Source organism: Streptomyces sp. NPDC023573 (assembly GCF_055559735.1).
In genome coordinates, this window is sequence record NZ_JBVHKB010000011.1 from 97,986 (window position 1) to 124,275 (window position 26,290).

A 26,290-nucleotide genomic window follows, 5' to 3' on the forward strand; every position below is an offset into this window, starting at 1 on the left:
CTGAAGAGGCACACATGATGATTCCCGCGCCCACATTCGATCGACGTGGTTCTCCGGAGGACTCCCGGGTGTTTTCCCGGAACCCGAAGGTTCGCAACTGCTCGGTCGCCACGCTATTTCGAGCCGCGGAGTCCATGTTTCCCCGCAGTGCACCGCGTTCGTTCCCACAGTGCACTGCGGATCACTTCGCATGCGCTGTCAGGTCAGTTGCTGTGCGCTGACGGTCAATTCCCGCTCCCCGAATGCCTCTAACGTGTGTGCGGCGGCCCGCGCGGATCTCCGCGTCCGAGCCGGGGGCCGCCTCCCCCGCCGGAGGAACCCGGCACAGCACAAGAAGAAACCTGGAGACTCCCATGTCCCATGCCGTCGAGCCGGTTCCCCCGGTCCTGGAGCCGGCGGCAGCCGCCTTCGCCGAAGCGACCGCCAACCCGCCCTACCTCTTCGACCTGGCGCCCGCCGAGGGGCGCAAGGCCGTCGACGAGGTGCAGTCCGGTGACATCGCCGGGCCGGAGATCGACGAGGAATGGATCACCGTCTCCGGTGGTCCCACCGGAAGTGTCAGGGCCCGCATCGTCAGGCCCGCCGGTGCCGAGGGAACGCTGCCGGTCATCCTCTACATACACGGCGCCGGCTGGGTCTTCGGCAACGCCCACACGCACGACCGCCTGGTACGCGAACTGGCCGTGGGCGCCGGCGCCGCCGTGGTCTTCCCGGAGTACGACCTGTCCCCCGAGGCGCGCTACCCGGTGGCCGTCGAGCAGAACTACGCGGTCGCCCGCTGGATCGTCCAGCTGGGCGCGTCGATGAACCTGGACGCCTCCCGGCTGGCAGTGGCCGGCGACTCGGTCGGCGGCAACATGGCCGCGGCGCTCACCTTGATGGCCAAGGAGCGCGGCGACGTACCGCTGGTCCAGCAGGTGCTGTTCTACCCGGTGACCGACGCGAACTTCGACACCGGCTCCTACCACCAGTTCGCCACGGGCTACTTCCTGCGCCGCGACGGGATGCAGTGGTTCTGGGACCAGTACACGACCGACGAGGCCGAGCGCGCCCAGATCACCGCCTCCCCGCTGCGGGCCACCACCGAGCAGCTCACCGGCCTGCCGGCGGCGTTGGTCATCACGGGCGAGGCGGACGTGCTCCGCGACGAGGGGGAGGCCTACGCCAACAAGCTGCGTGAGGCCGGGGTTCCGGTCACCGCCGTCCGCTTCCAGGGCGTCATCCATGACTTCGTCATGCTCAACGCGCTGCGGGATACCCGTGCGGCCGAGGCCGCCATCCTGCTGGCCGTCGCCACCCTGCGCACCGCCCTGCACGGTCACTGACCGGACACGCCGTAACCGCCGCGGCCCCCTCCCGCGGCCCCGAGCCTCAGGTGGGGGCGAACGCGGCCCCGGCGACCCGCGGGCCCGGCGCGGCGACGCGTGGTGTGCGCCGACGGGCACCATCCGGTGCACCGATGGGCAAACCGCCCTCCGCACGGCTGCATAGCGTCACCGGGGTACACACCACCCGGCACCGCAGGAGGCCAACCATGACCACACGTTCCGCGCCCAGGACCGGCAGCCAGCCGTGGCTCCACCAGAAGGGTGCGGTGATCCAGGAGTTCGGCACCGTCAAGCAGTTCCCGATCGGACTGTCCTACGAGGCCCGGATGTACTCCTGCCAGCGCCTGAACAAGGTCCTCGCTGACACGCAGATCCTCTACGGCCTCTACAAGAAGCATCACTGGCTGATGCGCGGTGCCACGTTCTACCAACTGCACCTGGTCCTGGACAAGCACGCGAAGGAACAGCTCGAACTCGTCGACACCCTCGCCGAACGCGTCCAGTCCCTCGGCGGTGTCGCGGTCGGTGACACCAGGCACGTCGCCGAGATCACGTCGATCCCGCGGCCACCGGACGGCGTGGAAGAGGTGCCGGCGATGCTGTCACGGCTGCTCGCCGCCCACGAGGCGATCCTCGTCGACAGCCACGACGCCGCCACCCGCACCGGGGAGCTGGGTGACGACGGCACCAACGACGTGCTGGTCTCGCAGGTCATCAGGACCGGTGAACTCCAGGCGTGGTTCCTCGCCGAACACCTGGTGGACACCCCGCTGGTCCGTTCCTGAAGCCGCAGGGCCCGTCCTCGCCGTCCCGCCCCGGGACGGCGAGGACGGGCCCTGCGCGTTGCTCCGGGGCACCTCCGGGGGGCGGTGCGCCTCCCGCCCGGGAGCGTCGGGCACGGCACGGGAGCAGGACACTGTGGAGCCTCTTCCCGTGCACGCACAGTCATTCCGACCCCGGAGTGCACTCCTACCGTTCGAGGAACGTTCGAGGACCACTCGGACATCTGAGGGATGGAGGAGCCTTGCAGTTCGGGATCTTCAGCGTCGGCGACATCACACCGGACCCGACCACGGGCCGTACACCGACCGAGCACGAGCGCATCAAGGCCATGGTCGAAATCGCGCTGAAGGCCGAGGAGGTCGGTCTGGACGTCTTCGCGACCGGAGAGCACCACAACCCGCCGTTCGCGCCGTCGTCGCCGACCACCATGCTCGGCTACATCGCCGCGCGGACCGAGAGGCTCATCCTCTCCACGGCCACCACGCTGATCACCACCAACGACCCGGTGAAGATCGCCGAGGACTACGCGATGCTCCAGCACCTGGCTGACGGCCGTGTGGACCTCATCATGGGCCGCGGCAACACGGGACCGGTCTACCCGTGGTTCGGCAAGGACATCAGGGACGGCATCGACCTCGCCCTGGAGAACTACGGCTTGCTGCGCCGATTGTGGCGAGAGGACGTCGTCGACTGGGAGGGCACGTTCCGTACCCCCTTGCAGGCGTTCACGTCCACGCCCCGCCCCCTGGACGGGGTGCCGCCGTTCGTCTGGCACGGCTCCATCCGCTCCCCCGAGATCGCCGAGCAGGCCGCCTTCTACGGTGACGGCTTCTTCCACAACAACATCTTCTGGCCGCCCGACCACACGAAGCGGATGGTCGAGCTGTACCGCGAGCGGTACGCGCACCACGGACACGGCACCCCTGAGCAGGCAATCGTCGGCCTCGGCGGCCAGGTCTTCATGCGGAAGAACTCCCAGGACGCGGTGCGCGAGTTCCGCCCGTACTTCGACAACGCTCCCGTCTACGGCCACGGCCCCTCGCTGGAGGACTTCACCGAGCAGACTCCGCTGACGGTCGGTTCCCCGCAGCAGGTCATCGAGCGGACGCTGTCCTTCCGCGAGTACGCGGGCGACTACCAGCGCCAGTTGTTCCTGATGGACCACGCAGGGCTGCCGCTCAAGACGGTCCTCGAACAGCTCGACATCCTCGGCGAGGAGGTCGTCCCGGTGCTGCGCGCCGAGTTCGCCCAGGCACGGCGCGCCGGGGTGCCGGACGCGCCGACCCACCGGTCCCTGCTCTCCGCCGACGCGGCGTCCGAAGAGGTGTCCGCCGCATGAAGCTCGTCGCCGTATCGGCGGGACTGAGTGTCCCGTCCTCCACCCGGCTCCTCGCGGACCGGCTCACCGAAGCGGTCCGCGAAGGGCTCGGTGACCGGAGCCGCACGCTCGAAGTCGAGGTCGTCGAGCTGCGGACGCTGGCCGTCGCCATCGCCAACAACCTGGTGACCGGTTTTCCGCCGCCGCCGCTCGCCACCGCGATCACCGCCCTCACGGAGGCCGACGGCGTGATCGCGGTGACCCCGGTGTTCTCCGCGTCGTACAGCGGTCTGTTCAAGTCCTTCTTCGACCTGATCGACCCGGACGCCCTCACCGGCAAGCCGGTTCTGCTCGCGGCGACGGGGGGCACGGGCCGCCACTCGCTGGTGCTGGAACACGCGCTGCGCCCGCTCTTCGCCTTCCTGCGGGCCGCCACGCTCCCCACCGCGGTCTACGCCGCGTCCGAGGACTGGGGATCCGGCAGCGACACGTACACACAGAGTCTGCCCGCACGCATGCGGCGGGCGGGCGCGGAGATGGCCTCCGCGCTGGCCGCCGGGGCGACCGGCCCGGCGCAAGGACATGCCGCTGACGGCAAGCAGCTCTCCGACCTGCGCCTCGACTGAGCCCGGACCGGAACGCGCCGGGGCCGGCCCGCCCCCTCACGGACGCCGCACCACGCGCCGCGTCCGCGAGGGGGCGCAGTCGTGCCGGAACCGGGGAACCGCGGTGCGTGCGCGCCTCGGTCGGAGCCACACGGGGAACCGCCACCCGCCCGGCACGAGCCGCTGCGCCGTGAGGCAGCGGACGTGTCGAGCTGATGGCGGTCGTCCGAAATGATGGGTTCCGTCCGGGCCCTCTCAGCGGCTCACAGTGTACGCCGCACCCCCGCCTGCCGTTCGATGTCGCGCAGCTGGACGGCCAGGTCACCTTCCACGGCCGTGCGCGCCGGGCCCCTGCGCCCGATCGGCAGGACCTCCTCGCCCCGCATGTCCTCCAGCATGAGGGCGAACGCCGCGTACATGGCCACGCACCCGAGCAGGAGACCGAGGGCCCCGGACACGTATCCGACCCAGGTGACACCGGTGAGGTTGAAGAGCGACCCCACCGCGAATCGCGGCACGGCCACGCACAGGACGAGCCACATCGCGCGCTTGCGGTGGGCGACCGCCGCCATCAGCAGGGCGAATATCGCGAACACCAGGTTGAGCACCCCCAGGACCTCGGAGCCGGACGGCGGTGCGAGGGCGAGCACCAGCGAACTGGCCAGCCAGGTACCGGAGAAGCAGGCCATGAGAGACGCGGCGAGCACGTCCCTCGCTCCGAAGGCCAGGATGCTGACGATCAGCTGGAGGACGAAGGCCGGCAGGATGGTCAGAGCCACCGCCCTGTGGGCGTCGTCGCCGAAGAAGCCCAGTTGCATGCTGCCGACGATGACGGAGGCGATCGCCACCGCGAAGAATCCGACCGGCATCGGGGAGGCGATGGGGCGGAGGTTGATGCGGGTCATCGGGCGCAGGTCCGGCTCGAAGTGCCGGCCTGCCGGCTCGGCCGGCTCGGCCGGCACTGCCTGCTCGGCCTGCTCGGCCTGCTCGGCCTGCTTCGGGTTCGGCTGCGGACTGGGGCTCATGTCTACCTCTTCTGTGTGCTGTGCCGTGCGTGGCAGGGGCGGGAACGTGCCGAACCGTCGAGGGCGTGCGAATCCGGGACGGCACCGGCCGGTGGACGAGCAGCGGGGCCGGCCGGAACCGGGGGCCGCGTCCTGTCCCGGTCGGGGCGTGCTGGTGACGTGGCTCACCCCTCGGCGGCGGCGTCTTCGGCGGAACCGGCCCGCGCCGGTGTGGGACGAGTGCACCGTAAGCACGTGCTGCGGTACGTGGTGTGTCCCCAGCGCACAGGGCGTTGACCGTGGGAGCACTCCCCCGGCCGGGAGACCCGGGCCGGGCATCCGGTCCAGTCACCCGGGCCGGGGCGTCCGTGCCCGGCCGGCTGCCGCCGCTCACCCGAGGGCGGACCGCCCGCGTCCTGAGATGATTCCGGTCGTGCTCGGGCATTCCGCACGAGCCGGGGGCGCGAGGGGCCAGGGTGACCGGTGAGGACGCGGCGTTCGGTGCGCTGCTGAGAAGGATGCGGCTGGCGGCGTCGCTGACGATCGAGGCTCTGGCCGAGGCATCGGGTGTGAGTGTCCGGGGCATCGGCGATCTGGAGCGCGGCCGGCGAGCGGCTCCCCAGCGGCGGACCGTGGCCGCGCTCGCCGTCGGACTTGGACTGGGTGACGCGGAACGGGAGCGGCTGCTGGCTGCCGCCCGGGAGGGTCGCAGCCCGGGGTACAGCCCGGCGGGGGTACGCGCCTTCCCGCGCGGGATCGACGACTTCGTGGGACGCAAGCAGCAGCTCGTCCGGCTGGCGGAGCTCGCGGGACGTACGCAGGAAACAGCCGGACGGCCGGTGGTGGCACTCGTGTCCGGGCCACCGGGCACCGGCAAGACCACGCTCGCGCTGCACGCCGCCCGGGAGCTGGCCGGCCTGTTCCCCGACGGGCAGCTGATGGTGGACCTGCGGGGCATGGACGACTCTCCGCCCGCGCCGAGCGAGCTGCTCCTCGGTGTGCTCAGGGCCCTCGGCGTGGCCGACCGGGACCTGGCGAAAGCCGGGCCGTCGGGGCACTCCGAGCTGTACCGGCAGACGCTGGCCGACCGGCGGTGCCTCCTGGTGCTGGACAACGCCCGTGACGAGGCGCAGGTCCGCCCGCTCCTGCCCGGCACCGGCGCCGCCCTGGTGGTGGTGACCAGCCGGCGCATGCTCACGGGACTGGAGAGCGTGCACCGCCTGCCCCTGGGCGAGCTGAGCACGGAGGAGGCCACCGCCTTCCTGGCCACCATGGTGGGGCCCGAGCGAGCGGGGAGCGACCCGATGGGGCTCGCCGAGGTCGCCCAGCGGTGCGGGCACCTGCCCCTGGCCCTCCGGGTCGCGGGCAACTGGCTCGCCACCCGCACCGGCTGGAGCGTGCGCCGCCTCGCCGACCGACTCGACCTGGAGGAACGGCGCCTGGACGCCCTGACGGCCGGTGACGTGCGAGTGTCGGCCGCCTTCGACCTGTCCTACCGCCAGCTCACCCCCTCAGCGGCCCGCCTGTTCCGGCTGCTCTCCCTCCTCCACGGCCCGGACGCCGGCGCGGCCTGCGCCGCCCAGTTGATCGGACAGCCGCTGTTCGACACCGAGGACACCCTCGAGGAACTGGTGGAGGCGGGACTGCTGGGCGCGGACGGCGAGCGCTACCGCTTCCACGATCTGCTGCGGCTGTACGCCCGCGCCCGGCTGGAGGCGGACGAGCCCGTCGCGGACGCCTCGCGGGCCCGCGAGGCGATGCACCGCTGGCTGCTGGAGACCGCGGTGGTGGCCGGCCGCTGGTTCGAGCCCGGCCACGGCGCTCCCCCGGCCACCTGGCGGGGCACCGTCGACCTGTCCAGCGCCGAGAACGCCCGCCGGTGGCTGCAGGCCGAGGGACCCGAGTGGCTGGCCGCGCTGCGCCATGCCGCCGGTGCCGGCGAGCACGGGACCGTCGTGGAGGTCACCGAGGCCATGCACTGGTTCTCCGACCAGTGGATCTTCTGGGGTCACTGGCCCGAGGTCTTCGGCATCGCGGCGAGCTCCGCCGAGGCCCTCGGCGACCCGCTCCTGGAAGCCACCCACCTCAACTACCACGCCTGGGCCCTGCTCGTGTGCGAAGGCCGCCACCATGACAGCCTCGCCCGCTCCACCCGGGCCCTCGCCGCCGCGCGACGCTGCGGCGACCTGGTCCAGGAGGGATGGGCCCACATGTACATCTCCTGGGCCCTGCGCCTGCTCGGCGAGTACGGTCCGGCCGTCGACCACAACAGCCGGGCGACCCGGCTGTTCGAAGCCGCCGGCGACCTTGTCGGATCGCTCCAGGCGAAGTCGGGTCACGGCCTCGCTCTGCTGCACGCCGGCCGGGCGGAAGAGGCCATCGACGTCATCACGCGCACACTCACGTTCCTGGACGAAGCCGAAGGCCGCCTGGAGCCGCACATCGCCGAGTTCACGCGGACCAGCGAACACTCGAGGCTGGGGCACGCGTACAGCCTCCTGGAGCGCTGGGACGACGCGGTCGCCCACCTGCAGACCGCCGTGAACCTCAGCCGCGACAGCGGCAACACGGCCCTGGAGAGTTTCCACGTGACGTCCCTGGGGAAGGCCCACCTGGCTGCCGGGCAACGGGAACAGGCACGCCAGGCCTTCCTCCGCTGCCTCTCCCTCGCCGACGCCAATCCTCGGAGCACCACCGAGGCCCGGGAGCAGCTCGCCCGCCTCGGCGGCCCTCCGCTTCCGGACCCCGCCCTCGCGCCACCTCCCTGACCGTTCCCTCGCACGCTCACCTTTCTGCCTGTGTTCTGCCTGGAGCCCGGGATGCCCAGCCGCTTGGCTGTACGGGGAGGGGGATCGGGGCAGAGCGGCCCGTCCGCCGGTACCGCGAGGTGGAGGGGAGAAACAGTTGAGTGTGGTCCTGACGACCGCTTCGGTTCCTGACCGGGACAAACTCGCCTACTGGCGTGACGCGGTGGGGAGGGAGCTCGTACCGATGACGGTCATCCCGCGCGGAGACCGCCCCTTCTCCGGCCGGATCACCACCGACCGCCTCGGCTGTGTGCGGGTGTCCACCATGGAGGCCGACGCTCAGCGCGTCAGCCGTACGCCCGAACTCATCGCACGTTCGCCCGAGCCCCTCGTCGCGGTCGGCATCCAGGTGTCGGGCTCCGCGACCCTCATCCAGGACGACCGGCGGTCCGAGGTGGGCGAGGGCGACCTCGTCATGTACGACACCGCGCGGCCGTACTCCTTCGACTATCCGGAACGGTTCTCGGCCCACGTCTTCCAGCTGCCCCACCGCGCACTGGGCGTTCCGGAAGCCGGCATCCGTCAGGCGTCCGGCACGGTCATCGGACCGGGGGACGGCTTCGGAGCGGTGCTGCGGCCTTTCCTGAGCGCTCTGGCCGGCTCGGCGCACTCGTACTCCGGCGCCGTGGGGGACACACTGGCCGACAGCGTCATCGACCTCGTCGCCACGCTCGTGGCCGAGGGCACCCGGCGCGTTCCCGTGGACACCGACACGTCCCGGAGCGAACTCGTCCTGCGCATCCGCACCCACATCGACCGCGGGCTCGGTGACCCGGCTCTCTCCCCGGAGGCCGTGGCGAAGGCCCATCACATCTCCGTCCGGTATCTGCACCGGCTCTTCGAAGGCGAGGGGATCACCATCGGACGGCTCATCCAGCAGCGCCGCCTGGAGGAATGCGCGCGTGAACTGGCCCGTCGCGGCAGGACGGCCCCCACGGTGTCCGCCGTCGCCCAGCGCTGGGGCTTCGTCAGTCCGGCTCACTTCAGTCGTGCGTTCCGTACCGCCTACGGCCTGTCGCCCCGCGAGTGGCGCAGCCTGCGTACGTCCGCCGAAGTCTCCTGGGGGCCGGTGCCGGACGTCCCTGCCGTCGCTCCCCCAGCCCTCGCGCACGAGTAACCGCCGTACACCGCACTTCGTGGGACCCCCACTCCACTCAGGCCGCTCCGGCCTTCTCTTCAGGAGGCCGTGTGACCGGCGCCTTTCCGTCGTCGGACCGACAGCCGGTCCTGGACGGCCCGTCCAGCGTGTTCGTGGCAGGGCACGCCTGCCCGTCCGCGGGGGACGAACCCAGCCATGCCCTGGAGCGGGCACGACTGGCGCTGGCCCAGGTACAGGGCGAGGTCCCTGCACAGGACGACGGGGCCACGTGGGCCGAGTGGCTGGCGTTGCCGGGAGGGCCGACGGGGCATGTGCGGGTGCAAGTGGTCAGGCCCGTCGGCAGTGTCGGCCTGATTCCGGTGGTGCTGTTCCTGCACGGACTGGGGTGGGTGCTGGGTGATGCCTCGACGCATGAGCGTGTGGTGCGGGCGTTCGCGTCGGGTGCGGACGCGGCGGTGGTGTTCGTGGAGTACGAGCGTGCTCCCGAGGCGCGGTATCCGGTGGCGGTCGAGCAGTGTTACGCGGTCGCGAAGTGGGTGTGCGAGCGGGGTGGTGAGATCGGTCTGGACGGCAGCCGGATGGCGGCCGTGGGTGATTCCGCGGGCGGGAATCTGGTGGCCGCGCTGACGCTGCTGGCGAAGGAGCGCGGAGAGGTGCGTCTGGTGCAGCAGGTGTTGTTGTGTCCGGTGACCGATGCCGACTTCGACACCCCGTCCTACCGTGAGTTCGCTCACGGCTACTACCTGAGCCGCGAGAGCATGCGCTGGTTCTGGGACCAGTACCTGCCCGATGCGCGGCGGCGGGGCGAGGTCACCGCCTCGCCTCTGCGCGCGACGCTGGAACAGCTGACCGGGCTGCCCCCGGCACTCGTGGTCACCGGCGAGGCCGACGTGGTGCGCGACGAGGGCGAGGCCTACGCGGCGAAGCTCCGGGCGGCCGGCGTCGCGGTGGTCTCCATGCGCTACCACGGGACGATCCACGGCTTCATGGTCCTGGACCCCCTGCGCGAGACCCACGCCGCCCGCGCCGCCCTCGTCCAGGCCCTCGACACCGTCCACATCGCCCTCCACCGTCACCACGACTGAACACCCCCGAGACGTCCGGTGCCCGCAATAGCCCCTGAAAACACGATGTGGGTGGCACGGCCGGTGGCGGATACACTCGCGTCCGGGAAGCCCTGGCCGACGGCCCTGCCTCGGAGATCAAGGGCCCGGCCCCGACATCGTCGTCGGCAGCCGGCCACTGTCGCCCGCTCGCTCCACGGGACCGTGGAGGAGGAGGCGCGCCCGCCTGAACTCCGTCGACGGTCGCAGGGCGGCAGGTGGTCCGCCCGGTGCGACAGCAGCGACAGGGAGGTTTCCGGCATGGCTCGTGCGCGTGGCTTTCCCCGCCCGGTCCGACCCAGCCGGTCCCCGCGCGCCGCGCACGGTGTGGGCCCGGCTCCGGCCGACGCGCGTGGTCAGGGAGAGGCGTGAATGGTGGGTACGGACGCGCCCCTGTCCCGTAGCGGCCTGCGCGGTCGCGAGGCGGAGCTCGGACGACTGAGCTCACTGATCACCTCGGTGGCCCGCACCGGGAGCGGCGGGCTGGCCCTGATCCAGGGGGAGCCCGGCATCGGTAAGAGCACGCTGCTCGCCGAAGCCGTCACCCGGGCCACGGCGGCGGGGTTCTCGGTCGGTCACGGGAAAGCCGACGAGCTGCATCACCTCGTGCCGCTCTCGTCGTTGGCGGCATGCGTCATGCGGGGCGATCAGCCGCTGTTGTCCGGCGACGCCTTCGCCGATCTCGCGCGCAGTCACGACCAGCGGATCTGGCTGGTCGAGCGCCTGGCGGAGGCGATCGAGGCGAGGGCCGGCGGGACGCCGGTCATGATCGCCCTGGACGACGTGCAGTGGAGCGACCCGCTGAGCCGGTTCGCCCTGAAGCAGCTCCCGGCACGCCTGCGCACCTCGCCGGTCCTCTGGGCGCTGACCGGGCGGCTGGAACCCGCCGGTCCCGCGGAAGAGATCCTCGCGGCGGCGACCGGCGAACTCCCGGCCCTGAGAGTGTCGTTGGGACCGCTGTCCGGTGCGGCCATCGGCCGGCTGGCCGGGGACGCCCTGGGGACGGCCCTTGACGAGCGGCTGACCAGCCTGCTCGACGGAGCCGGCGGGAACCCGTTCCTGGCGGTCGAGATGCTCGCGGGACTGCGGACCGTGGACGCGGCCTCGGGTGAGCTCGTCCCGCAGGGGCTCGTGGTGGGCGTGCGCGGCAGACTCCGCTCCCTGCTGCCCGGCACCCTGCGTTTCCTGCAGATGGGAGCGGTGTGCGGGCGCCGGTTCGGCTTCCACGAGGCCGCCGCGCTGTGCGGCCAGCCGTCCACCGCCCTGATACCGGCGCTGGAGGAGGCGGTGCGAGCGGGCATCCTGGACGACGACGGCGACCACCTCGTGTTCCGGCACGACCTGCTGCGCCAGGCCGTCTACGTCGACATCCCGCCGTCGGCGCGGAAGGCCCTGCACCGGGAGGCCGCCGGCCGGCTCGTCGCCGCGGGCCACCCACCGATCGACGCGGTGCCGCACCTCCTCAAGGGTGCCGTAGTCGGGGACGAGGAAGCGGTGACGCTCCTGCGGCGAGCCGCTGACGACGTGCTCCCGGTCACCCCGGACCTCGCGGCCGACCTGATGACCCGTGCCCTCGACATGGTTCCGGCCGCACGGCCGTTGCGCCTCGCCCTGGGTGAGCAGGCGATCGTCTGCCTGACGCGGGCCGGCAGGCACAGAGAGGCGCTGTCGACCGGCGACCGGCTCCTGGCCGGCAGGCCGCCGCTGCAGGCGTTCAGCCGACTGCAGGCCGCGCTCGGGGGGACGCTGTGGAGCATGGATCTCGCCGACGAACTGCGCCGTCGGGTCGAGGCCACCCTCGCGATCGGGGGCGCCGCCCCGGAGATCGCGGCGCGGCTGGCCGCTCTGCGCGCGCTGGCCCTCTCCCGGGACCGTGATCTCGTCGCGGCGCGTGAGGCCGGCATGGCGGCGCTGCGTGCCGCCACGTCGACCCGAGACCGGGAGGCGCACGTCCTGGCCCTGTCCGGGCTCGGCGAGACAGCGCTGAACGCCGGTGAGAACACCGTCGCACGGGGGCACTTCGCCGCGCTCAGCGCCGTCGACGCCGTCTTCCTCCCGGAGGAGATCGTCGCGCACCAGCACACGGACGACTTCGACTCCAGCAAACGGCTGCTCCTTCAGGCGGCGGAGGGCGCGGGGTCGTTGCGCCCCGCGATGCTGCTGTGGGCACAGGCCCAGCACCATCTGGGGCTCGGCAGGCTCGACGACGCCGACGCCGGATTCACGACGCTGGAGCGCCTGGAGGACGACGTACAGGTCTTCGTCCAGAAGGTGAACTCCCGCGTGATCCGCTCCCGGATCGCCCTCCTGCGCGACGACCGGGACGCGGCACGGCAGCACCTGGTCGCGGCGCGGGAAGCGCTGACAGCCAGACCGAACCCGGGCAACACCGCCGCGGTGCGTTTCCTGGAAGCACTCCACGCCGAGGCCGAAGGGGACATACGGCAGGCCACCGCCAAGATCCGGGAGGTGCAGCGGACGGGGCCCTTCATGCGCTGGCGGCTGCTGCGCGACTGGGTCGACTCCGCGATACGCATGGCCCTGCGCGACGGGGACGCCGAGCTCGCCGAGGATCTGGCCGTACAGGCCGCGGCGCACGCCGAACGCAACCCGGCCGTCCCCACCGCCACAGGCATGGCGGCGCTGGCCCTCGGCCTGGTGAGGAACGACCTCTCCCTGCTGGAAAGCGCCGTGGCACTGCTCGACGAGAGCCCTCGCCCGCTGGTCCGGGCCTTCGCCCACGCCGACCTCGGACAGGCGCTCCTGGCCGCGGGCCGGAAGCCCCGGGCCGTGGCCGCCCTGACCCGGGCCCATGGCGCGTTCACCGCGTCAGGTGCCCCTGGCGCCGCCGCACGCGTACGGCGTGACCTGGACCGCGCGGGAGGCGGCAGCCGCGGGACGGCGGCCACGCAGCGCCCGGTCCAGGGCTGGCAGGCCCTCACGGCCTCGGAGAAGAAGATCGCGCGGCTGGTCTCCGCCGGCCACACCAACCGTTCGGCCGCCGACCTGCTCGTCGTCTCCCCGCACACGGTCAACACGCATCTGACGTCCGTCTTCCGCAAGCTGGCGATCAATTCCCGGGTCCAGCTCGCGAACGTGGTCATGTCCCTGCCCGACAGCTGAGCGGGGAGGGTCCGTCCGCGCCGGTTGGTACGTTCACGCGATGCCACCCGGCGCCTGGGTGCGCTTGGCTGGTAGCCCGATTCCAGTCAGAGGTCACCGACATGCACGTGCCCACCCCCGTACCGCCGACCGTCGTGCTCGTGCACGGGGCGTTCGCCGACGCCTCGTCCTGGGCGGGAGTCGTCGGGCTCCTTCACGGCGCCGGGCTGCGCGTGCGCGCCCCGGCGAACCCGCTGCGCGGTCTGCGCCAGGACGCCGCCTACGTCAGGAGCGTGGTGCGCGCCATCGCCGTCCCCGTCGTGCTCGTCGGACACGGCTACGGTGGCGCGGTGATCACGCACGCCGCCGCCGACAACGACAACGTCGTGGCGCTGTGCTACGTGGCGGCGTTCGGCCTCGACGCCCGCGAGTGCGTCCTGGACATCACGCGCCGTTTCGCCCCGATGCCCTCGGCCCACGCGACCGTCACCGCCCCGCTGTCCGCCCGGTCCCCCAACGGTCCGGAGAGCGAGCTGTACATCCGGAGGACCCAGTTCGCGGACGTGTTCGCGGCCGATCTGCCGCCCCGGGTCAGCGGTGTGCTGTCCGTGACGCAACGCCCGATCGCGTCGAGCGCGCTGACCGGCGTGTCAGGTCCGCCCGCATGGGCCGTCAAGCCGTCCTGGTACGCCATCGCGTCCGCCGACCAGGTGCTCAACCCCACCGCGCAGCGTTTCATGGCACAGCGCATGGCAGCCGCCGAATACCTCCTGGACGGCTCGCACGCCGTCCTTCTGTCCCAGCCCGGTGCCGTGGCGGGAATGATCCGGGAAGCCGCCGCGCACGGCGCCGCCACCGACGACCGCGACGGCGACGGGCCGCGACGAGCCTCCTGAGCTGGGGGAACACCCCGATCCGGGCGAACGTCTCAAAGGCTTAGGATGCTCGGGTCGCGACGGCGGTCACGGATCCGCCGGCCCCGCAGCCGGCATCCGACAGCTCACTCACTCGGTAAGGGCATCACCATGGTCCGGCCAGTCATCCCGCGCGCCCCGCGGCTCACCCGCCTCTGGAGGGCCGGTACCGCGGCGTTGGTACTGGCCGCCACCGGATGCGGCGGCGAGACGGACGGCGGCTCCACGGACAGGGTCACCTCGATCACCGTCCTCGACTACTACACCGACGCCGAGGAGCACGCCCAGTGGGGCGAGTTGCTCGCCGCCTGCGGCAGGAAGGCCGGCACGAGGGTCGAGCACACGAGTGTTCCAGGGGCTTCGCTCGTACCCACGGTCCTTCGGCAGGCGTCGTCGGGCACCCTGCCCGACCTGCTGATGCTGGACAACCCCGACCTGCAGCAGATCGCCCGGTCCGGCGCGCTGAATCCGCTGGACCGGTTCGGCATCGACTCCAGCGGCTTCGGCAAGGGCATCCTGTCGGCGGGAACCTATGAGGGCGAGGTCTACGGACTCGCGCCCAACGTCAGCACGATCGCGCTCTTCTACAACGAGGACATGCTCGCCGAAGCGGGCGTCGCCGTGCCGAGGACGTGGGACGAACTGAAGGCGGCGGCAGCCGAGCTGACCGGTGACGGGCGCTACGGCATGGCGGTCGACGCGAACGCCACCTTCGAGGGCAGCTGGCAGTTCATGCCCTTCCTGTGGTCGAACGGCGGGAGCGAGGAGCGGCTGGACACCCCGCAGGCCGCGGAGGCACTCCAGTTGTGGGTCGACCTGGTGAAGAGCGGGTCCATGTCGCGGTCGGTGCTGAACTGGACGCAGGCGGACGTGCACGACCAGTTCGCCGCCGGCAGGACAGCCATGATGATCAATGGCCCCTGGCGCATTCCCGCCCTGCACGAGGACGAGGACCTGCGCTGGGGAGTGGCTCCCATCCCCGTCCCGCAGGCAGGGAAGACCCTCGTCACACCGCTCGGCGGGGAGGTGTGGACCGTGCCCAGGAGCGATTCCGGGGCACGGCAGAAGAAGGCCGCCCAGGTCCTCGCCTGCCTGAACACCTCCGCCGGCATGCTCACTCTGGCCGAGCAGCACTTCACCGTGCCCTCACGCCCCGAGGTCGCCGCCCGCTACGCCGAACAGGTCCCGTCGATGAGGGCCTTCGTCCACAGCGTCGAAGCGGCGCGGGCCCGGACCAGCGGACTGGGGGTGAAGTGGCCCGCGGCGGCGACCGGCATATACACCGCGATCCAGCTCGCGCTCACGGGCGAGAACACCCCGCAGGAGGCCCTGGAGCGTGGGCAGAGGATCGCGACCCGCTCCTGATCGGACCTCCCACGCGCTGCCGGCAGGCGGAACCCGGCGCGACGGCCCATGGCCGCACGGGCCGGCCAGGAGCCGTCCACGACAGCGGCACCCACCGCCCTCTCCTCGCCCGGCCACATGGGCGGATCTAGCGGATTCACGCGATGTGCTGAGCTCTGGCCCGGTGGCACGGTGTGCGTAAGACACCGAGCGAAGGACACAGACCATGTTGCCGCAATCCCCGAGACCGGAGCCCGGACAGCTCCCGGGCGCCCACTACACCACCGAGTCGCAGCCCCTCGGCCTGAGGCGTGCTCACTGGCGCGAGGCCCTGTCCCGGACGTTCGGCGCCGTGGACATGACCGTTCCTGACGAGGTGCGTTCGGGCACGATACACACGGCATCGCTCGGCCGGCTCCAAGCCGTCACCGTGGACGGCGACCGCCTTTCCGCCCTGCGGACCCGCCGGCTCGTCGCGCAGGGCGGCGCGGACGACTACGTGGTCGTGAAACTGCTGGACAGGGGATCCGCGCAGCTGGAGCAGGATGGCCGTACGGCGTCCCTCGGGCCGGGGGACATCTTCATCTACGACTTGGCACGCCCGGTCCGGATGCACCTGTCCCAGGCGTTCAGGACCAAGTCCCTGCGTGTACCGAAGGATGTGCTGGGCCTCAGCGAGTCCGACACGGTCCACGTCACGGCCTCGCCGCTCGGCGCGGATTCTCCTGTGGGCAGCCTCCTCGCGCCTCTCCTGGCCAGGCTGGTCGACAGCGCGGGAACCTATCCGCCGCGCGCCAGCGAGCTGATGGCCCGGAACGTCGTGGACCTGATCGGGGTCCTGACCGACGAGCAGCTCGACCGGGCGAGCAGGGACACCTCCGCAGGGAACAGGGCGCTCCTTCTCCAGATCCAGGCGTTCATCGACCGTCACCTCGCGGACCCCGACCTCACGCCGCACGTGATCGCCCAGGCGCACCACATCTCGTTGCGCTACCTGCACAAGCTCTTCGAGACCGAGGACGCCACCGTGGGCCGATGGATACAGCGGCGCCGCCTGGAGGCGTGCCGCCGCGAACTCGCGCGCCCCCACTGCCCTGCCATCGCCGCTGTGGCACACCGGTGCGGCTTCACCAGTGCGGCGCATTTCAGCCGGGTGTTCCGGTCCGCCTACGGGATCTCACCGCGCGAATGGCGCGATGCCCAGGCCTCGGTGTCGGACAACTCGTCCGCCACGCGGCTGATAGGCGTCTGAGAACGGCTCCCGGTGCTTTCTCGGAACACGTCCGATGCATCCATCGACAAACTACGGCTCGCGTCCGCTTCTAGGGTCGGAAGAGAAGCCTGTTCCCGTAGCCATTGTTGAGGGTGAAATGATCCAGCCTGTTCCCGTGGTCATCTACACGGCCGTGGCGCACGTCAGCGTCCCCGACGAGATGCCCGCCCCGCTGCCCGCAGAGCTGCACTACGACATCACCGACCCCTACGCCGTGCGGCTGTCCATCGGAGTGCCTGCGACGAGCCCCGTCGACTGGGTGTTCGCCCGCTCATTGCTCGCGGTAGGTCTGCACCGGCCCACCGGTACCGGGGACGTGGTGGTGATCCCTCTGCCGCGCTGCCGTTCCGACTCCGTGCGCATCGTCCTGAGATCGGCCGCCGGCACGGCGCTGATCGACATCGCGGCCTCCGTGGTCGCCGCTTTCCTGAGGCGGACCGAAGCGCTCGTGCCCCCGGGAACCGAGAGCCTTCACATCGACATGGACCGTGCGCTCGCCGAGCTCACGGGCACGCGGGACTGAGGCACCCGGCCACAGCGGTCGGCGGTCGCGGCACCGGCGAGCGACGGCGCCTCAGCCCTCCGGCAGTTCGACCGGTGCGATCTCGCCGAGGACGGCTGCGGCGCGAGCTGCCAGGGGTGAGGCTGGGACGCCCAGGTCGAGTGCCCCACCTGAACCACAAAACCGCAGGTCAGGCACTCTTGCCCACCGGCTCCAGGATCGCCACGCATTCCACATGATGCGTCATCGAAAGATGTCGACCTGAGCACGTGATGGAAAAGCCCAGGTCAGAGACCATTTCTCAGCTCGCCGTCCTGCGTGTGGCGGCCTGGAGCGTCAAACGAGCGTCATGGCCGACAGCCGGTGAACAGGCCGCCGAAGCCATGTCACCCATCGGGCCCACCCCCACCTCCGGAGGCCAGCTCACCTGTCGTGCCCCGCACCCTCTTTCCGACCAACATCATGGGCCAGGCCCGCCGGCCGGCAACACCCCGCCCCCGGGCGGAGGAACTCCTCGGTCTCGGACGCCGACGACTTCGCGCCGCACCGGGAGAACCCCATCACCGTCCCTGCTGATGTCTCCGCCGAACCCGGAACGGTTCACTCTCAACTGCCCCTGTCCAGACGGACGTTCACGACCCTCACGTGAGATCGGACAACAGCAGCTCCAGCTCTCTCTCCTCCTCGACACGAACACCGAGTTCGGCGACGGCCGTAGCGAGTGCGGGCTCCCAGGGGGTCTCCGTCGGGGTGCTGACGAGCGGTGACAACGGAGGTTGGGCACAGCGGAGCACGGCGGCGCGGTAGTCCGCGGCCGTGTAGCGCCAGGGCAGCCAGGGGACGCGGCGGCGAAGGACGCCGGCGATCCGAAGCCCTCCCCAGTCGAAGTCCCCGTGGTAGTACAGGGTCGCTCCGTGGTCGTGCAACCCCCGGAGCAGTGTGAGGGCGGCGGCGGAAGGCTGGCCTTGGAGGCAGACCAGGGGCGGGCAGGCAGGGCCGAGCATGTCGGCCGCCGCCGCGAGGACGGTCGGGTTCTCGCAGATCCTCACCACGGGATCGGCGACGGCCGGAGGCCTGCGGGTGAGCTGGCGAAGGGTGAGCACACAGGGTTCGCCGTCTTCGGCCAGGCGGTCCAGGGCCGGGGTGCCGCGCAGGTTCAGGGTCAGGACGGTCGAGGACAGCTCGTCCCGCAACAGCCCCACCGAGGCCCAGGCCTCACGTCGCCATTCGGCGCCCTGGCCATCGTGGAAACCGGTCAGCGCACGGGCCCCGGACAGAGTGAGGGTGGCCAGCGCTGTGCCGTCGTCAAGGGCGTGAGCCCGGCCGAGGACCCGGGCAGCGAAGGCGGGCAGCGAGACGACCGGGACGGCGGGGAGTGCGTGCAGGGCGGTACACACACCGGTGAGCAGGCCGAACGTGACGTCTGGTGTGCGCCCCAGACGCCGCGCCAGACCGTCGGCGCGTATCCGGGCCGCCCACTCCGCAAGCGCGGGGACCGTAGCGGCGAGCTCGTCGAGCGGCGTGTGCGCCCTCCCCCAGGCTTCCTCCTCCTCTTGGCGGGCTCGGACGAGCGATGTGACAGGCCCGGTGAGCGCCGCGACCGCGGCGGCGAGGCCGTTCGGGCTGGCGCCCGAACGGCGCAGTACAGCGTCGACCGCTTCCAGCCGTACGGTCAGAGACCTGCCGCCACCGGGGGCCCGGGCGAGAAGTCGTTCGGCCGCTGCTCGCTGGGCCGGAGTGGGATCGGCCAGGGACACGGAACCAGTCATGGGCTGCCCGGCCACCAGTCGTCGGCGTGCTCGTTCGACGAGCCAGGAGAGGTCCGGCGTGCCGAGCAGCCTGGCCAGCCGCGGGCTGTCGACTGCTTCGGTGCCGGGCTCGGGCCCGTGGGTCAGCCCCACAGCGACTCGGTCTCCTCAACGCGGGGCGCGTCCTGGAGGGCGTCCCGTACGGGGTCCTCGCGGCGCTGCCGTCGCGTGCCGTCCCATTCCCACCGGGTGACGAGGACCGCCGCCACCTCGTCGATCCGGGACAGCTGGGCGATGGCGATGCCGGGCACCTGCGGGTAGCAGGCCCACTCCCGTTCGCTGGTCATGACCACATCGAGGTCAAAGGCGCTCAGGAGGCCGAGGCACTTGGCCCGGGAGTCGTCGTCCACGCCGGCGAACGCCTCGTCCAGGGTGACCAGGCGGGGCGCGTGCGGGCTGCCCGCGCTGGCGTAGTGAGAGGAGGCGGCGGCGAACAGCGGTACGGACACGGCGAGGACGCGTTCACCGCCGGAGGCGGGTCCGGTGGCGGGTACCCAGCGCCCGTGCTGGTGGCGTTCGACGCCGAATTCGTGCCAGGAGCGGTAGTCGAGCGCTGCGGTGAGGTGCTCGAGCCAGCTGCCCGGGCCGTCGTCGGACTGCTGGCGGGCGATCTGGGCCTGGAGGAACTCGCCCACCGCCGCGCGATCCTCCGACGTCCAGGCGTCCGCGGACTGGCGCAGCCTCTCGCGGGCTTGGGCCAGTCCGGACGGGGCCTTGCGCGAGGCCCGCCACACCAGCCGGAGCCTCATCCCGGTGGAGGTGGGGCGGTCCTCCAGTTCGGTGTTCATGTCCCGCACCTGTCGTTCGGCGGCACCGATGAGTTCCTGGAGGGTGCCGGCGACCTCGGTGATCAGGTGGGTTTCGAGGATCTCGCGTTCGTGCGCGGACAGGATGCGGGTGAGCTCGCCGACCTCCGTGGCGAGTGCGTCGGCGAGTTCGGGCACGGCGCGCTCACGGCCCTGGTAGACGATGTCGACGACCATGCCGTCCTCGACCATACGGGCGGACGCGCTGTGTCCGTGCCGGGACAGGGTGTCCTGAAGGGCCTTGAGTTCCTCGCTGAGTCGGCGCTGGACGCGTTCCCAGGCCGCGTCCGTGTCGTCGGTGGACGACAGGCCGGAGTCGATGGCCCGGGCGAACGCGATGGCCGGGGTCGCGGCCCAGTGGCCGTCGTCCGAGGCGGGGACGGTGACCTCCGGCAGCGCGACCGCGACCAGGCCGGTGGCCGTGAAGCGCTGGAGCGCGGCGATGGCCTCCGCACGTGCGTCAACGACTTCTGCGAGGTCCTTCTCCAGCTGCTCGATCCGTCCCTCGGCCCGGCTCGCCTCCCGGTCCGCCTGAGCGTGACGCTGCCCGGCGTTCTTCCGGTCGGTCTCACAGATCCGCTGTGCCTCGACGGTCTCGGCGAGGCGCCGTTGGAGTTCGGCGACGGCGGCGCCGACGGTGGAGCGCAGAGTCCGGTGCCGCTCATCGGCCGCCGCCGCCTCGCGCGCCGCCTCTTCCGCCCGCTGGGCGAGGTCGACGACCCGCTGCTCCGCCTCGGCCGCCTCGGCACGCTCGTCGTCCACCTGCCGTGCGGCCTCCCCTTGTTCGCGCAGCGCGGGCCACAGAGCCGCCAGCGCGGTGGCGAGGGAGCCGAGGGCGTGACGCACGGCGGTGAGTCCGGCCCGTTCGGCGGGCAGCCCCAGATCAGCGGCAGCCTCGGTGAGCTCGGCGGCAGCCCGCTCGGCGAGTTCAGCCGCCTCGACAACCTCGGTGGCACGCCCTTCGTACCGGGCACGGGCCTTGCGCACGGTCTCGGCGGCGGCGCTGACGAGCGCGTGTGCCCTGGTGAGCGGCGACTCGTCGGGGACGTCCGCGAGCTCGGCGTCGAGCGTGCGCCGGCGTGCCGCGATCGCCGCGGAGCGAGCCGCGAGATTCTCCGACTCCTCGCGCAGAGAGGCGAGTTCGATACCGAGCGCCGCGACCCGGGCCCGGCGCGCTGCTTCGCGTGCGCCCTCGCCGATGTACGTGGCGGCGGGCTTGGCCCACGTACCGGTGAGCGCACCGACCCGAAAGCGCCCGTCGGGTGCAGCCCATGTCGTGGCTCCTTCCCCGCCGTCGAGGCCGATGGCGGCCAGCAGTCGGGTCACCGTCCTCTCGTCCAGGACAGCGGCCCGTCCATCGCCGTAGTCCACGGCGGGGCCCAGAACGTCTGCCAGTGAGGGCCCGCTCACCGGTCCGTTCGACGGGGAGAGAAGGACATCGTGTCCGTCCACGGCGAGGGCGGAGCCGTCGGGCAGCACCCAGGCGTCGAGGAGGCCGGAGGCTTCGAGCGCCGCTTCGAGCCCGGCACGGTCGGCTTCGGGCAGTTCGTCACGGAAGTCGACCAGGCGCCAGAGCGGCGCGCCCGGCAGCGTTTCGCGCAGGCCGGGGGTGCGCGTCGCCGGGGGCCGGGGTTCGCGTCCGGCGCCGGCTTCCAGTGCGGTGAGCTCGCGGCGGGCCTCGGCGGTGCGCTCTGCCAGCTCCGTGGTCGCGCGGGCGGCTTCGGCCGCCTGGTCGGCGAGGTCCACCGAGCGGGCGGTGTGCGCCCGGGTGGCCGAGACCCGCGCCGGGTAGGGGCCGTCGAGGTGGCGGGTCCACTCCTGGAGTTCGTCCAGGAGGCCCGTCGCGTCGGCGTAGGACAGCTCCTTCCAGGCGCGGGCGCGTTCGCGTACGTCGTCCAGGAGGGCCCGGCCCTCCCGCGCCGCGTTCTCCTCCGCCTCGCCGTGCGTCTCGGCGGCCAGCGCGAGGTCGGTCTCCGCCTCGTCGAGACGGCCCGACGCCCGGCGGTGCTCGGCGGCGGACTGCTCGGACACTTCGAGGCGGCCCTCGATGTGGCCGAGCGCCCGCTGGGCGCGGTCCGTGGCTTCCTCGACGGCCCGCCGCGATTCGGGCTTGGGCAGCAAGTCGTCCGCAGGCAGGGCGACGTGCGCGGCGGCTGCCTGCTCCCGCACGTGGGCACAGGTCTCTTCAGCGCGGCCCCGCGCCGCACGCAGCCGGTTGTCGGCGGTGCCGAGCCGCCCGAGGGCCTTGGTGTAAAGGGCGTCCGCCTGCTGCTGATCCTCCCGCGCCCGGTTCGCCGCCTGCCCGGTTCGCGTCACGGCCTGGGCGGCGTGCTCCAGCTCTCGGGCGTCGCGCATCTCGGGCGCCTCGCGCAGGGCTGCCTCCTGGGCCCGCAGACGTTCACCGGTCTCGGCCAGGGAGCTGATCTCCTCTTCGGCCGCCGCTCGCTTCTCCTCGGCCCGGGTTCGGCGCTCCTGGGCCTCGGCCAGATCTCGCTGCACGCGCTCGTAGCGGGAGTGCTCGGTGCGAGGGAGCCGGGCGCGGCGCCGGGTGGCGATCCGGGCGTACCGCCGGTAGTGCTCCAGGAAGGCGGAGGCGGCCCGCTCGGCAGCGGACGCGGCGGTCAGCTCGTCCTTCTCCTCGTCCAGGGAGCGGAACGCCTCGGCCACGTCGGCGATGACGGCCTGGTCCACGGGCGGCAGCGCCTCGGTGAGGGCGCGGGAGAGAGCGGCTTCGTTGGGCCGCTTGGAGAGCTGGGGCTGGCGCAGCTGGATGAGCAGGTCGACCAGGGCCGCGTAGCGCTGCTCTCCGAGGCCGAAGAGCGCTTCGTCGACGGCCCTGCGGTACGCCTTGGCCTGGTCGTACACCATGCCGTGCCCGGCGACGGCCTCGGCGAGACGGTCCCTGGACAGGGCCGTGCCGGTGGCGTCGAGGAGCCGGAAGCTCTCCTCCGTTCGTTCGGTGGAGCCGTGGTCGACGCGCTGGCGGGTGACGGCGTACCAGTGTCGGGCGATGCCCCGCCCGCTGACGGCCTTGAGCCCGCACAGGAGCGTGCGGAAGTGCTGCTCGCCGGTCGCGTCGTCGAGCCTGCCGAACTCGATCCAGGTGTAGCCGAGCCGTTCGGTGTGCGGGTGCTCGCCACCGAGGAGCAGGTTCCATTCCATCCGCTTGCCCGGGTCGCCGTCGGGTTCGACACGACGCGGACTGAGGTCGCCGTCGAGCAGGAACGGCAGGGTCAGGGCGAGCACCTTGGACTTACCGGTGCCGTTGTTGCCTCGCAGCAGCAGGCGCCCGTCCCGGAAGCGGAACTCCTCCACGTCGTAGTGGAACAGGTCGACGAGCCCGATGCGCAGGGGTTGCCAGCGGGAACGCCGCGGGGTGGGGAGGCGGGTCACGGGGTGGCCTTTCGCTGCGGAGGCACGGGGGCGGAACCGGGTTCGCGGATGACGGTCTCGCCGACCGCGTACCGGGCGAGGGCGGGTCGCACCACGACCGCGTAGGGAGTACGGGAGACCAGGCCGAGCGCGGCCAGCCGGGCGACGGCCTGTTCGACGAGCTCGGTCTCCATGCCTGGCTCCCGGGCGGACTTCGACCAGAATCCGCCGTGCTGGGAGGCGAGTTCACGGACTCGGAGGGCAAGCTCGTCGAGATCGACGGGGCCGTCGGCGGCGGCCAGGTGCTCGGCGAGCAGCAGGGTGACATGGCCGTAGGTGCCCTGTTCGGGCATGCGGAGGTCAGTGAGGTCGTCTTCGGGGTCGACCATGGCGATCCCCTCGGCCCGCACCTCGGCGACCAGTCCGGTCAGCTCGGTGATCCGGGCGGTGAGGAAGCCGCGCTGCCGGGTGAGGTAGCCGAGTTCGGCGTCGTTCAGGTCGTCGTAGTAGAGCACCGGATCGTCGAGGAGCCTGCGGGTGAGCGAGCGGCGCATCGCGCGGAAGCGCAGCTCGTCGCTGTCCATGGCCGTTTCGGCGACGAGTTCGGCGAGCCGGTCGTCGAAGACTTCGGCGTGGACGGTGGAGGGCCCGCGGCGGGACGCCAGAAGCCCGGCGAGGACCCGGCGTTCGACGTCGTACAGGACATCGCCCGCCCCGCTGACGTAGGCCTCTTCCTCGCCCGCGACCCGCCTCAGCACGCCGAGGCCGAGCAGCAGCCTTACGACGGCGGCGAGATCGAGGCGCTCGTCTCGGCGCTCCAGGGCGAACTCGATCCCCGTCGCGGCGAGTCGGGGGTCGGCGGCGTCGAGGACGATCTGGTCGGCGAGGCGCCCCAGGGCGATCTGGGCCTCGCCGCGTTCGAGGGCGGCGAGCGCGAGGCAGAGCAGGACGTAGCGGCGTCGGGTGAAGGGGGCAGCACCGTGGGTCGTGTCCCGTGCGGGGTGGGTGGGGTCGGTCAGGACACCGGGACTCTTGCGCAGCCGCGCGGCTTCCGTGTCCGCCTGGAGCGCCCAGCCGGTGTTGCGGTCGAACCACTCCCGTAGCTCCGACGCGTGCCGGCGGGCGAGGCGGAACTCGTCTGCGTACCGGCCGCGCGCGAGCAGAAGTGGCTGCTTGAGCAGGGCGCGGGCGGCCTTGCGCAGCTCGGCGGCGTGCTGGCCGTCCAGGACCTCGGCGAGTGGTGTGGTCATCGTCGGGGTTCTCCGTCCGTCGGACGGTCTCCGCCCACCAGGCCGTCTCCGTCCGTCAGGTCGAGGATTTCGATGAGGTGGTCCGGGCCGCTGAAGACTCCGCCGGGGGTGCGGACCTCGGCGGTCGTACCGTCGGCGAGTGCGGTGAGTCTGATCTCCATGGAGCCGTCGTTGCTGGTGGCTGTGGTGTGCCGCATGCCGGGCCGCCATGTGGCCAGGGCGTCCCCGAGCAGCTGGAGGAACAGCCCGAAGGAGGCCGGGTCGAGGTCGCCGAGGGCGGACAGGCGCGTGACGCCTTCGGTGACGAGCCGGGCGCGGGCGGCGGCCGTTTCGGCGGCCTGCTTGGCGGCGGTCTCGGCGAGCGAGCGCCGCAGCTCCTCCCGGTCCTCGACCTTGCGGGGCTTGCCGCGCCGCTCGTAGCTGCCGGTGCGGCGCAGCTGCGGGCTGATACGCAACGGCTCGGCCTCGGCCCACGGGGTGGCGGCCGGGACGGGCCTCGCCGCCCGGGCGGCGAGGGTGTCGGCGTCGACGGTGAGGTGCCGGGCCGGATAGAGGCCGAAAGCGGCCCGCCACAGCCGGTGCCGGGCATCGTCGTCGGGCGCCTCGGCAAACCAGCGCGCCAGCGTACGGAAGTCGGCCGACCGGTCGGAGCGGCCGGCCCGGCGCTCGTTCAGCGCTCGTACGACGGCGAGGAGCTGGGGAATCGCGCCGAGTGCCCGGCCGCGCAGGAGCCTGGCCTGCGATTCGCGCCCGTCCCTGCTGATGAACCACGCGCCGAGCCCCGACCAGCGGGCGGCCCACCGCTCGTACATCTCCCGTTCCGCGTTCGCGGCATCCTCCGGCGAGGCGTCGACAGCTTCCCGTCCGGCGGCTGCGCGAAGCAGGGGCTCGACCCTCCCGTCCTCTTCCAGCTCCAGGATCAGCCGCGCGATCCGTCCGCCCAGCGTGATCAGGTCCTGGATGAACCGCTCCAGGTACTGGATGAGCCGGTCCTTGTACGCCAGGAAGACCTCCTCTTCGACATCGTGCAGGTCGATGGTCTGCTGGAGCGATCCCATGAAGGCCCGGGCGTTGTCGGCGAGCGCGGCGAACCGGCTGGCCAGCGCGTCGAGCGCCAGATGCGCTTTGGCCGGATCCGGCTGCTCCTCGGCAGCCAGCACGAGAAGGGCGCGCAGCTGGGTGACGATGTCGTGCAGGGCCACGGCCTGGAGGGCACCGCGCCGCCCGAGCGCCTCGTCATAGGCGGACAGCGCCTCCTCGGCGGCCTCCCCCTCCCTCGTGAGCTGGTAGATGAACCGCTTCCGGTAGAAGTCCTCGACCGCGGTCACCCGGGCGGTATCGGGATCCGCCCTCAGATTGCCCCAGCCGACGAGCCTGTCGAGCGCGCCGACGACGGCGTCCGGCTCGGCGGGACGGACATCCGCCGGCAGCGCGGTGTGCACGTCCTCGGGCCGCAGGTGAACCGCGAACCGCTCCTTGGCCGTCAGGAACGTCCGCATCACGTGGCGGTAGAGCGGGGTGTTCGGCACCGTGAGATGAGCGAAGGGGCCGAAGCCCGACGGCTCGGGAAGGCGGCCGGCGGAAGCGCTGGGGGCGGTGACAGTCATCGCCGCCATTGTCCCTGAGGCGCGGCAACCTCGGAAAGAGACCGAAATATCCGGCCGATTCACCCCGTTCTGACCGGTTCAGGATGTCAGGACGAAGCCGGAGAAGGGCGTCTCCCGACCGCCCGCGGGCTGTATCCGTTCGGGGCAAGGGTGACCTGCCCCGAACGGGACCTGCTGTCGGATACCGCCGATACCCTTGGCTGTAGGCGCGCGACCGTCCGACCGTACGCGCGCGGCCATCGCACAGCCTTCGGCAGACCTTCGA

At 72.0% G+C, this 26,290-nt stretch carries 17 protein-coding genes; 12 read left to right on the forward strand and 5 right to left on the reverse strand.

From position 1 onward, the window contains the following. Positions 1-353: 353 nt before the first annotated feature. The 4 genes from ACZ32T_RS30100 to ACZ32T_RS30115 all read left to right on the forward strand — a co-directional run bounded on the left by ACZ32T_RS30100 (position 354) and on the right by ACZ32T_RS30115 (position 4,055). Positions 354-1,325 carry an alpha/beta hydrolase gene (locus ACZ32T_RS30100; RefSeq protein ID WP_467370128.1) on the forward strand — a complete coding sequence of 324 codons (972 nt, stop codon included), beginning with the start codon at positions 354-356 and terminating at the stop codon, positions 1,323-1,325. 209 nt (positions 1,326-1,534) lie between these two features. After that, positions 1,535-2,113 carry a Dps family protein gene (locus ACZ32T_RS30105; protein ID WP_467273463.1) on the forward strand — a complete coding sequence of 193 codons (579 nt, stop codon included), beginning with the start codon at positions 1,535-1,537 and terminating at the stop codon, positions 2,111-2,113. A gap of 239 nt (positions 2,114-2,352) precedes the next feature. Next, positions 2,353-3,450, forward strand: a complete 1,098-nt coding sequence (locus tag ACZ32T_RS30110; RefSeq protein WP_467273464.1) for an LLM class flavin-dependent oxidoreductase — start codon at positions 2,353-2,355, stop codon at positions 3,448-3,450. Then, positions 3,447-4,055 (forward strand): FMN reductase, encoded by a 609-nt coding sequence (locus ACZ32T_RS30115; RefSeq protein WP_467370130.1) that lies wholly within the window; start codon positions 3,447-3,449, stop codon positions 4,053-4,055. The genes ACZ32T_RS30110 and ACZ32T_RS30115 overlap by 4 nt, the downstream gene beginning before the upstream one ends. 242 nt (positions 4,056-4,297) lie before the next feature. Here ACZ32T_RS30115 and ACZ32T_RS30120 read toward each other — a convergent pair whose 3' ends face one another. Further along, positions 4,298-5,059 carry an acetate uptake transporter family protein gene (locus tag ACZ32T_RS30120; RefSeq protein ID WP_467370132.1) on the reverse strand — a complete coding sequence of 254 codons (762 nt, stop codon included), beginning with the start codon at positions 5,057-5,059 and terminating at the stop codon, positions 4,298-4,300. Positions 5,060-5,514: 455 nt separating this feature from the next. Here ACZ32T_RS30120 and ACZ32T_RS30125 point away from each other — a divergent pair, with 455 nt between their 5' ends. The 8 genes from ACZ32T_RS30125 (at position 5,515) to ACZ32T_RS30160 (ending at position 17,203) form a co-directional block, all read left to right on the forward strand. Next, entirely contained in the window at positions 5,515-7,806 is a 2,292-nt protein-coding gene (locus ACZ32T_RS30125; RefSeq protein ID WP_467370135.1) for an ATP-binding protein, read from the forward strand. A gap of 136 nt (positions 7,807-7,942) precedes the next feature. After that, positions 7,943-8,962 (forward strand): AraC-like ligand-binding domain-containing protein, encoded by a 1,020-nt coding sequence (locus ACZ32T_RS30130; RefSeq protein WP_467370139.1) that lies wholly within the window; start codon positions 7,943-7,945, stop codon positions 8,960-8,962. Between the two features lie 71 nt (positions 8,963-9,033). Beyond that, positions 9,034-10,029 carry an alpha/beta hydrolase gene (locus ACZ32T_RS30135; protein ID WP_467370141.1) on the forward strand — a complete coding sequence of 332 codons (996 nt, stop codon included), beginning with the start codon at positions 9,034-9,036 and terminating at the stop codon, positions 10,027-10,029. 390 nt (positions 10,030-10,419) lie between these two features. Then, a complete protein-coding gene (locus ACZ32T_RS30140) occupies positions 10,420-13,170 on the forward strand; it encodes a helix-turn-helix transcriptional regulator (protein WP_467370144.1) in 2,751 nt (916 codons plus the stop codon). Positions 13,171-13,271: 101 nt separating this feature from the next. Then, a complete protein-coding gene (locus ACZ32T_RS30145; RefSeq protein WP_467370146.1) occupies positions 13,272-14,045 on the forward strand; it encodes an alpha/beta fold hydrolase in 774 nt (257 codons plus the stop codon). A gap of 129 nt (positions 14,046-14,174) precedes the next feature. After that, positions 14,175-15,428, forward strand: a complete 1,254-nt coding sequence (locus ACZ32T_RS30150) for an ABC transporter substrate-binding protein (protein WP_467370148.1) — start codon at positions 14,175-14,177, stop codon at positions 15,426-15,428. 205 nt (positions 15,429-15,633) lie between these two features. Then, complete coding sequence (locus ACZ32T_RS30155) at positions 15,634-16,659, forward strand: AraC-like ligand-binding domain-containing protein (protein ID WP_467370150.1); 1,026 nt, start codon at positions 15,634-15,636, stop codon at positions 16,657-16,659. Between the two features lie 118 nt (positions 16,660-16,777). Further along, positions 16,778-17,203: an SsgA family sporulation/cell division regulator gene (locus ACZ32T_RS30160; protein WP_467273474.1), complete on the forward strand. Its 426-nt coding sequence runs from the start codon at positions 16,778-16,780 to the stop codon at positions 17,201-17,203. Positions 17,204-17,823: 620 nt separating this feature from the next. On the opposite strand, the gene ACZ32T_RS30165 is transcribed toward ACZ32T_RS30160, so the two are convergent. Genes ACZ32T_RS30165 through ACZ32T_RS30180 form a run of 4 tightly spaced genes read right to left on the reverse strand, consistent with a single transcriptional unit; the run spans position 17,824 to position 26,025 of the window. Beyond that, the gene (locus ACZ32T_RS30165) at positions 17,824-19,083 is read right to left on the reverse strand and encodes a TIGR02679 family protein (RefSeq protein WP_467370153.1); all 1,260 of its coding nucleotides are present in this window, start codon (positions 19,081-19,083) and stop codon (positions 17,824-17,826) included. After that, positions 19,074-23,189: a TIGR02680 family protein gene (locus tag ACZ32T_RS30170; RefSeq protein WP_467370157.1), complete on the reverse strand. Its 4,116-nt coding sequence runs from the start codon at positions 23,187-23,189 to the stop codon at positions 19,074-19,076. The genes ACZ32T_RS30165 and ACZ32T_RS30170 overlap by 10 nt, the downstream gene beginning before the upstream one ends. Then, positions 23,186-24,418, reverse strand: coding sequence for a TIGR02678 family protein (locus ACZ32T_RS30175; protein ID WP_467370159.1), 1,233 nt, complete (start codon positions 24,416-24,418; stop codon positions 23,186-23,188). The genes ACZ32T_RS30170 and ACZ32T_RS30175 overlap by 4 nt, the downstream gene beginning before the upstream one ends. Beyond that, positions 24,415-26,025, reverse strand: coding sequence for a TIGR02677 family protein (locus tag ACZ32T_RS30180; RefSeq protein WP_467370161.1), 1,611 nt, complete (start codon positions 26,023-26,025; stop codon positions 24,415-24,417). Before ACZ32T_RS30180 ends, ACZ32T_RS30175 begins: the two co-directional genes overlap by 4 nt. Positions 26,026-26,290 lie beyond the last annotated feature (265 nt).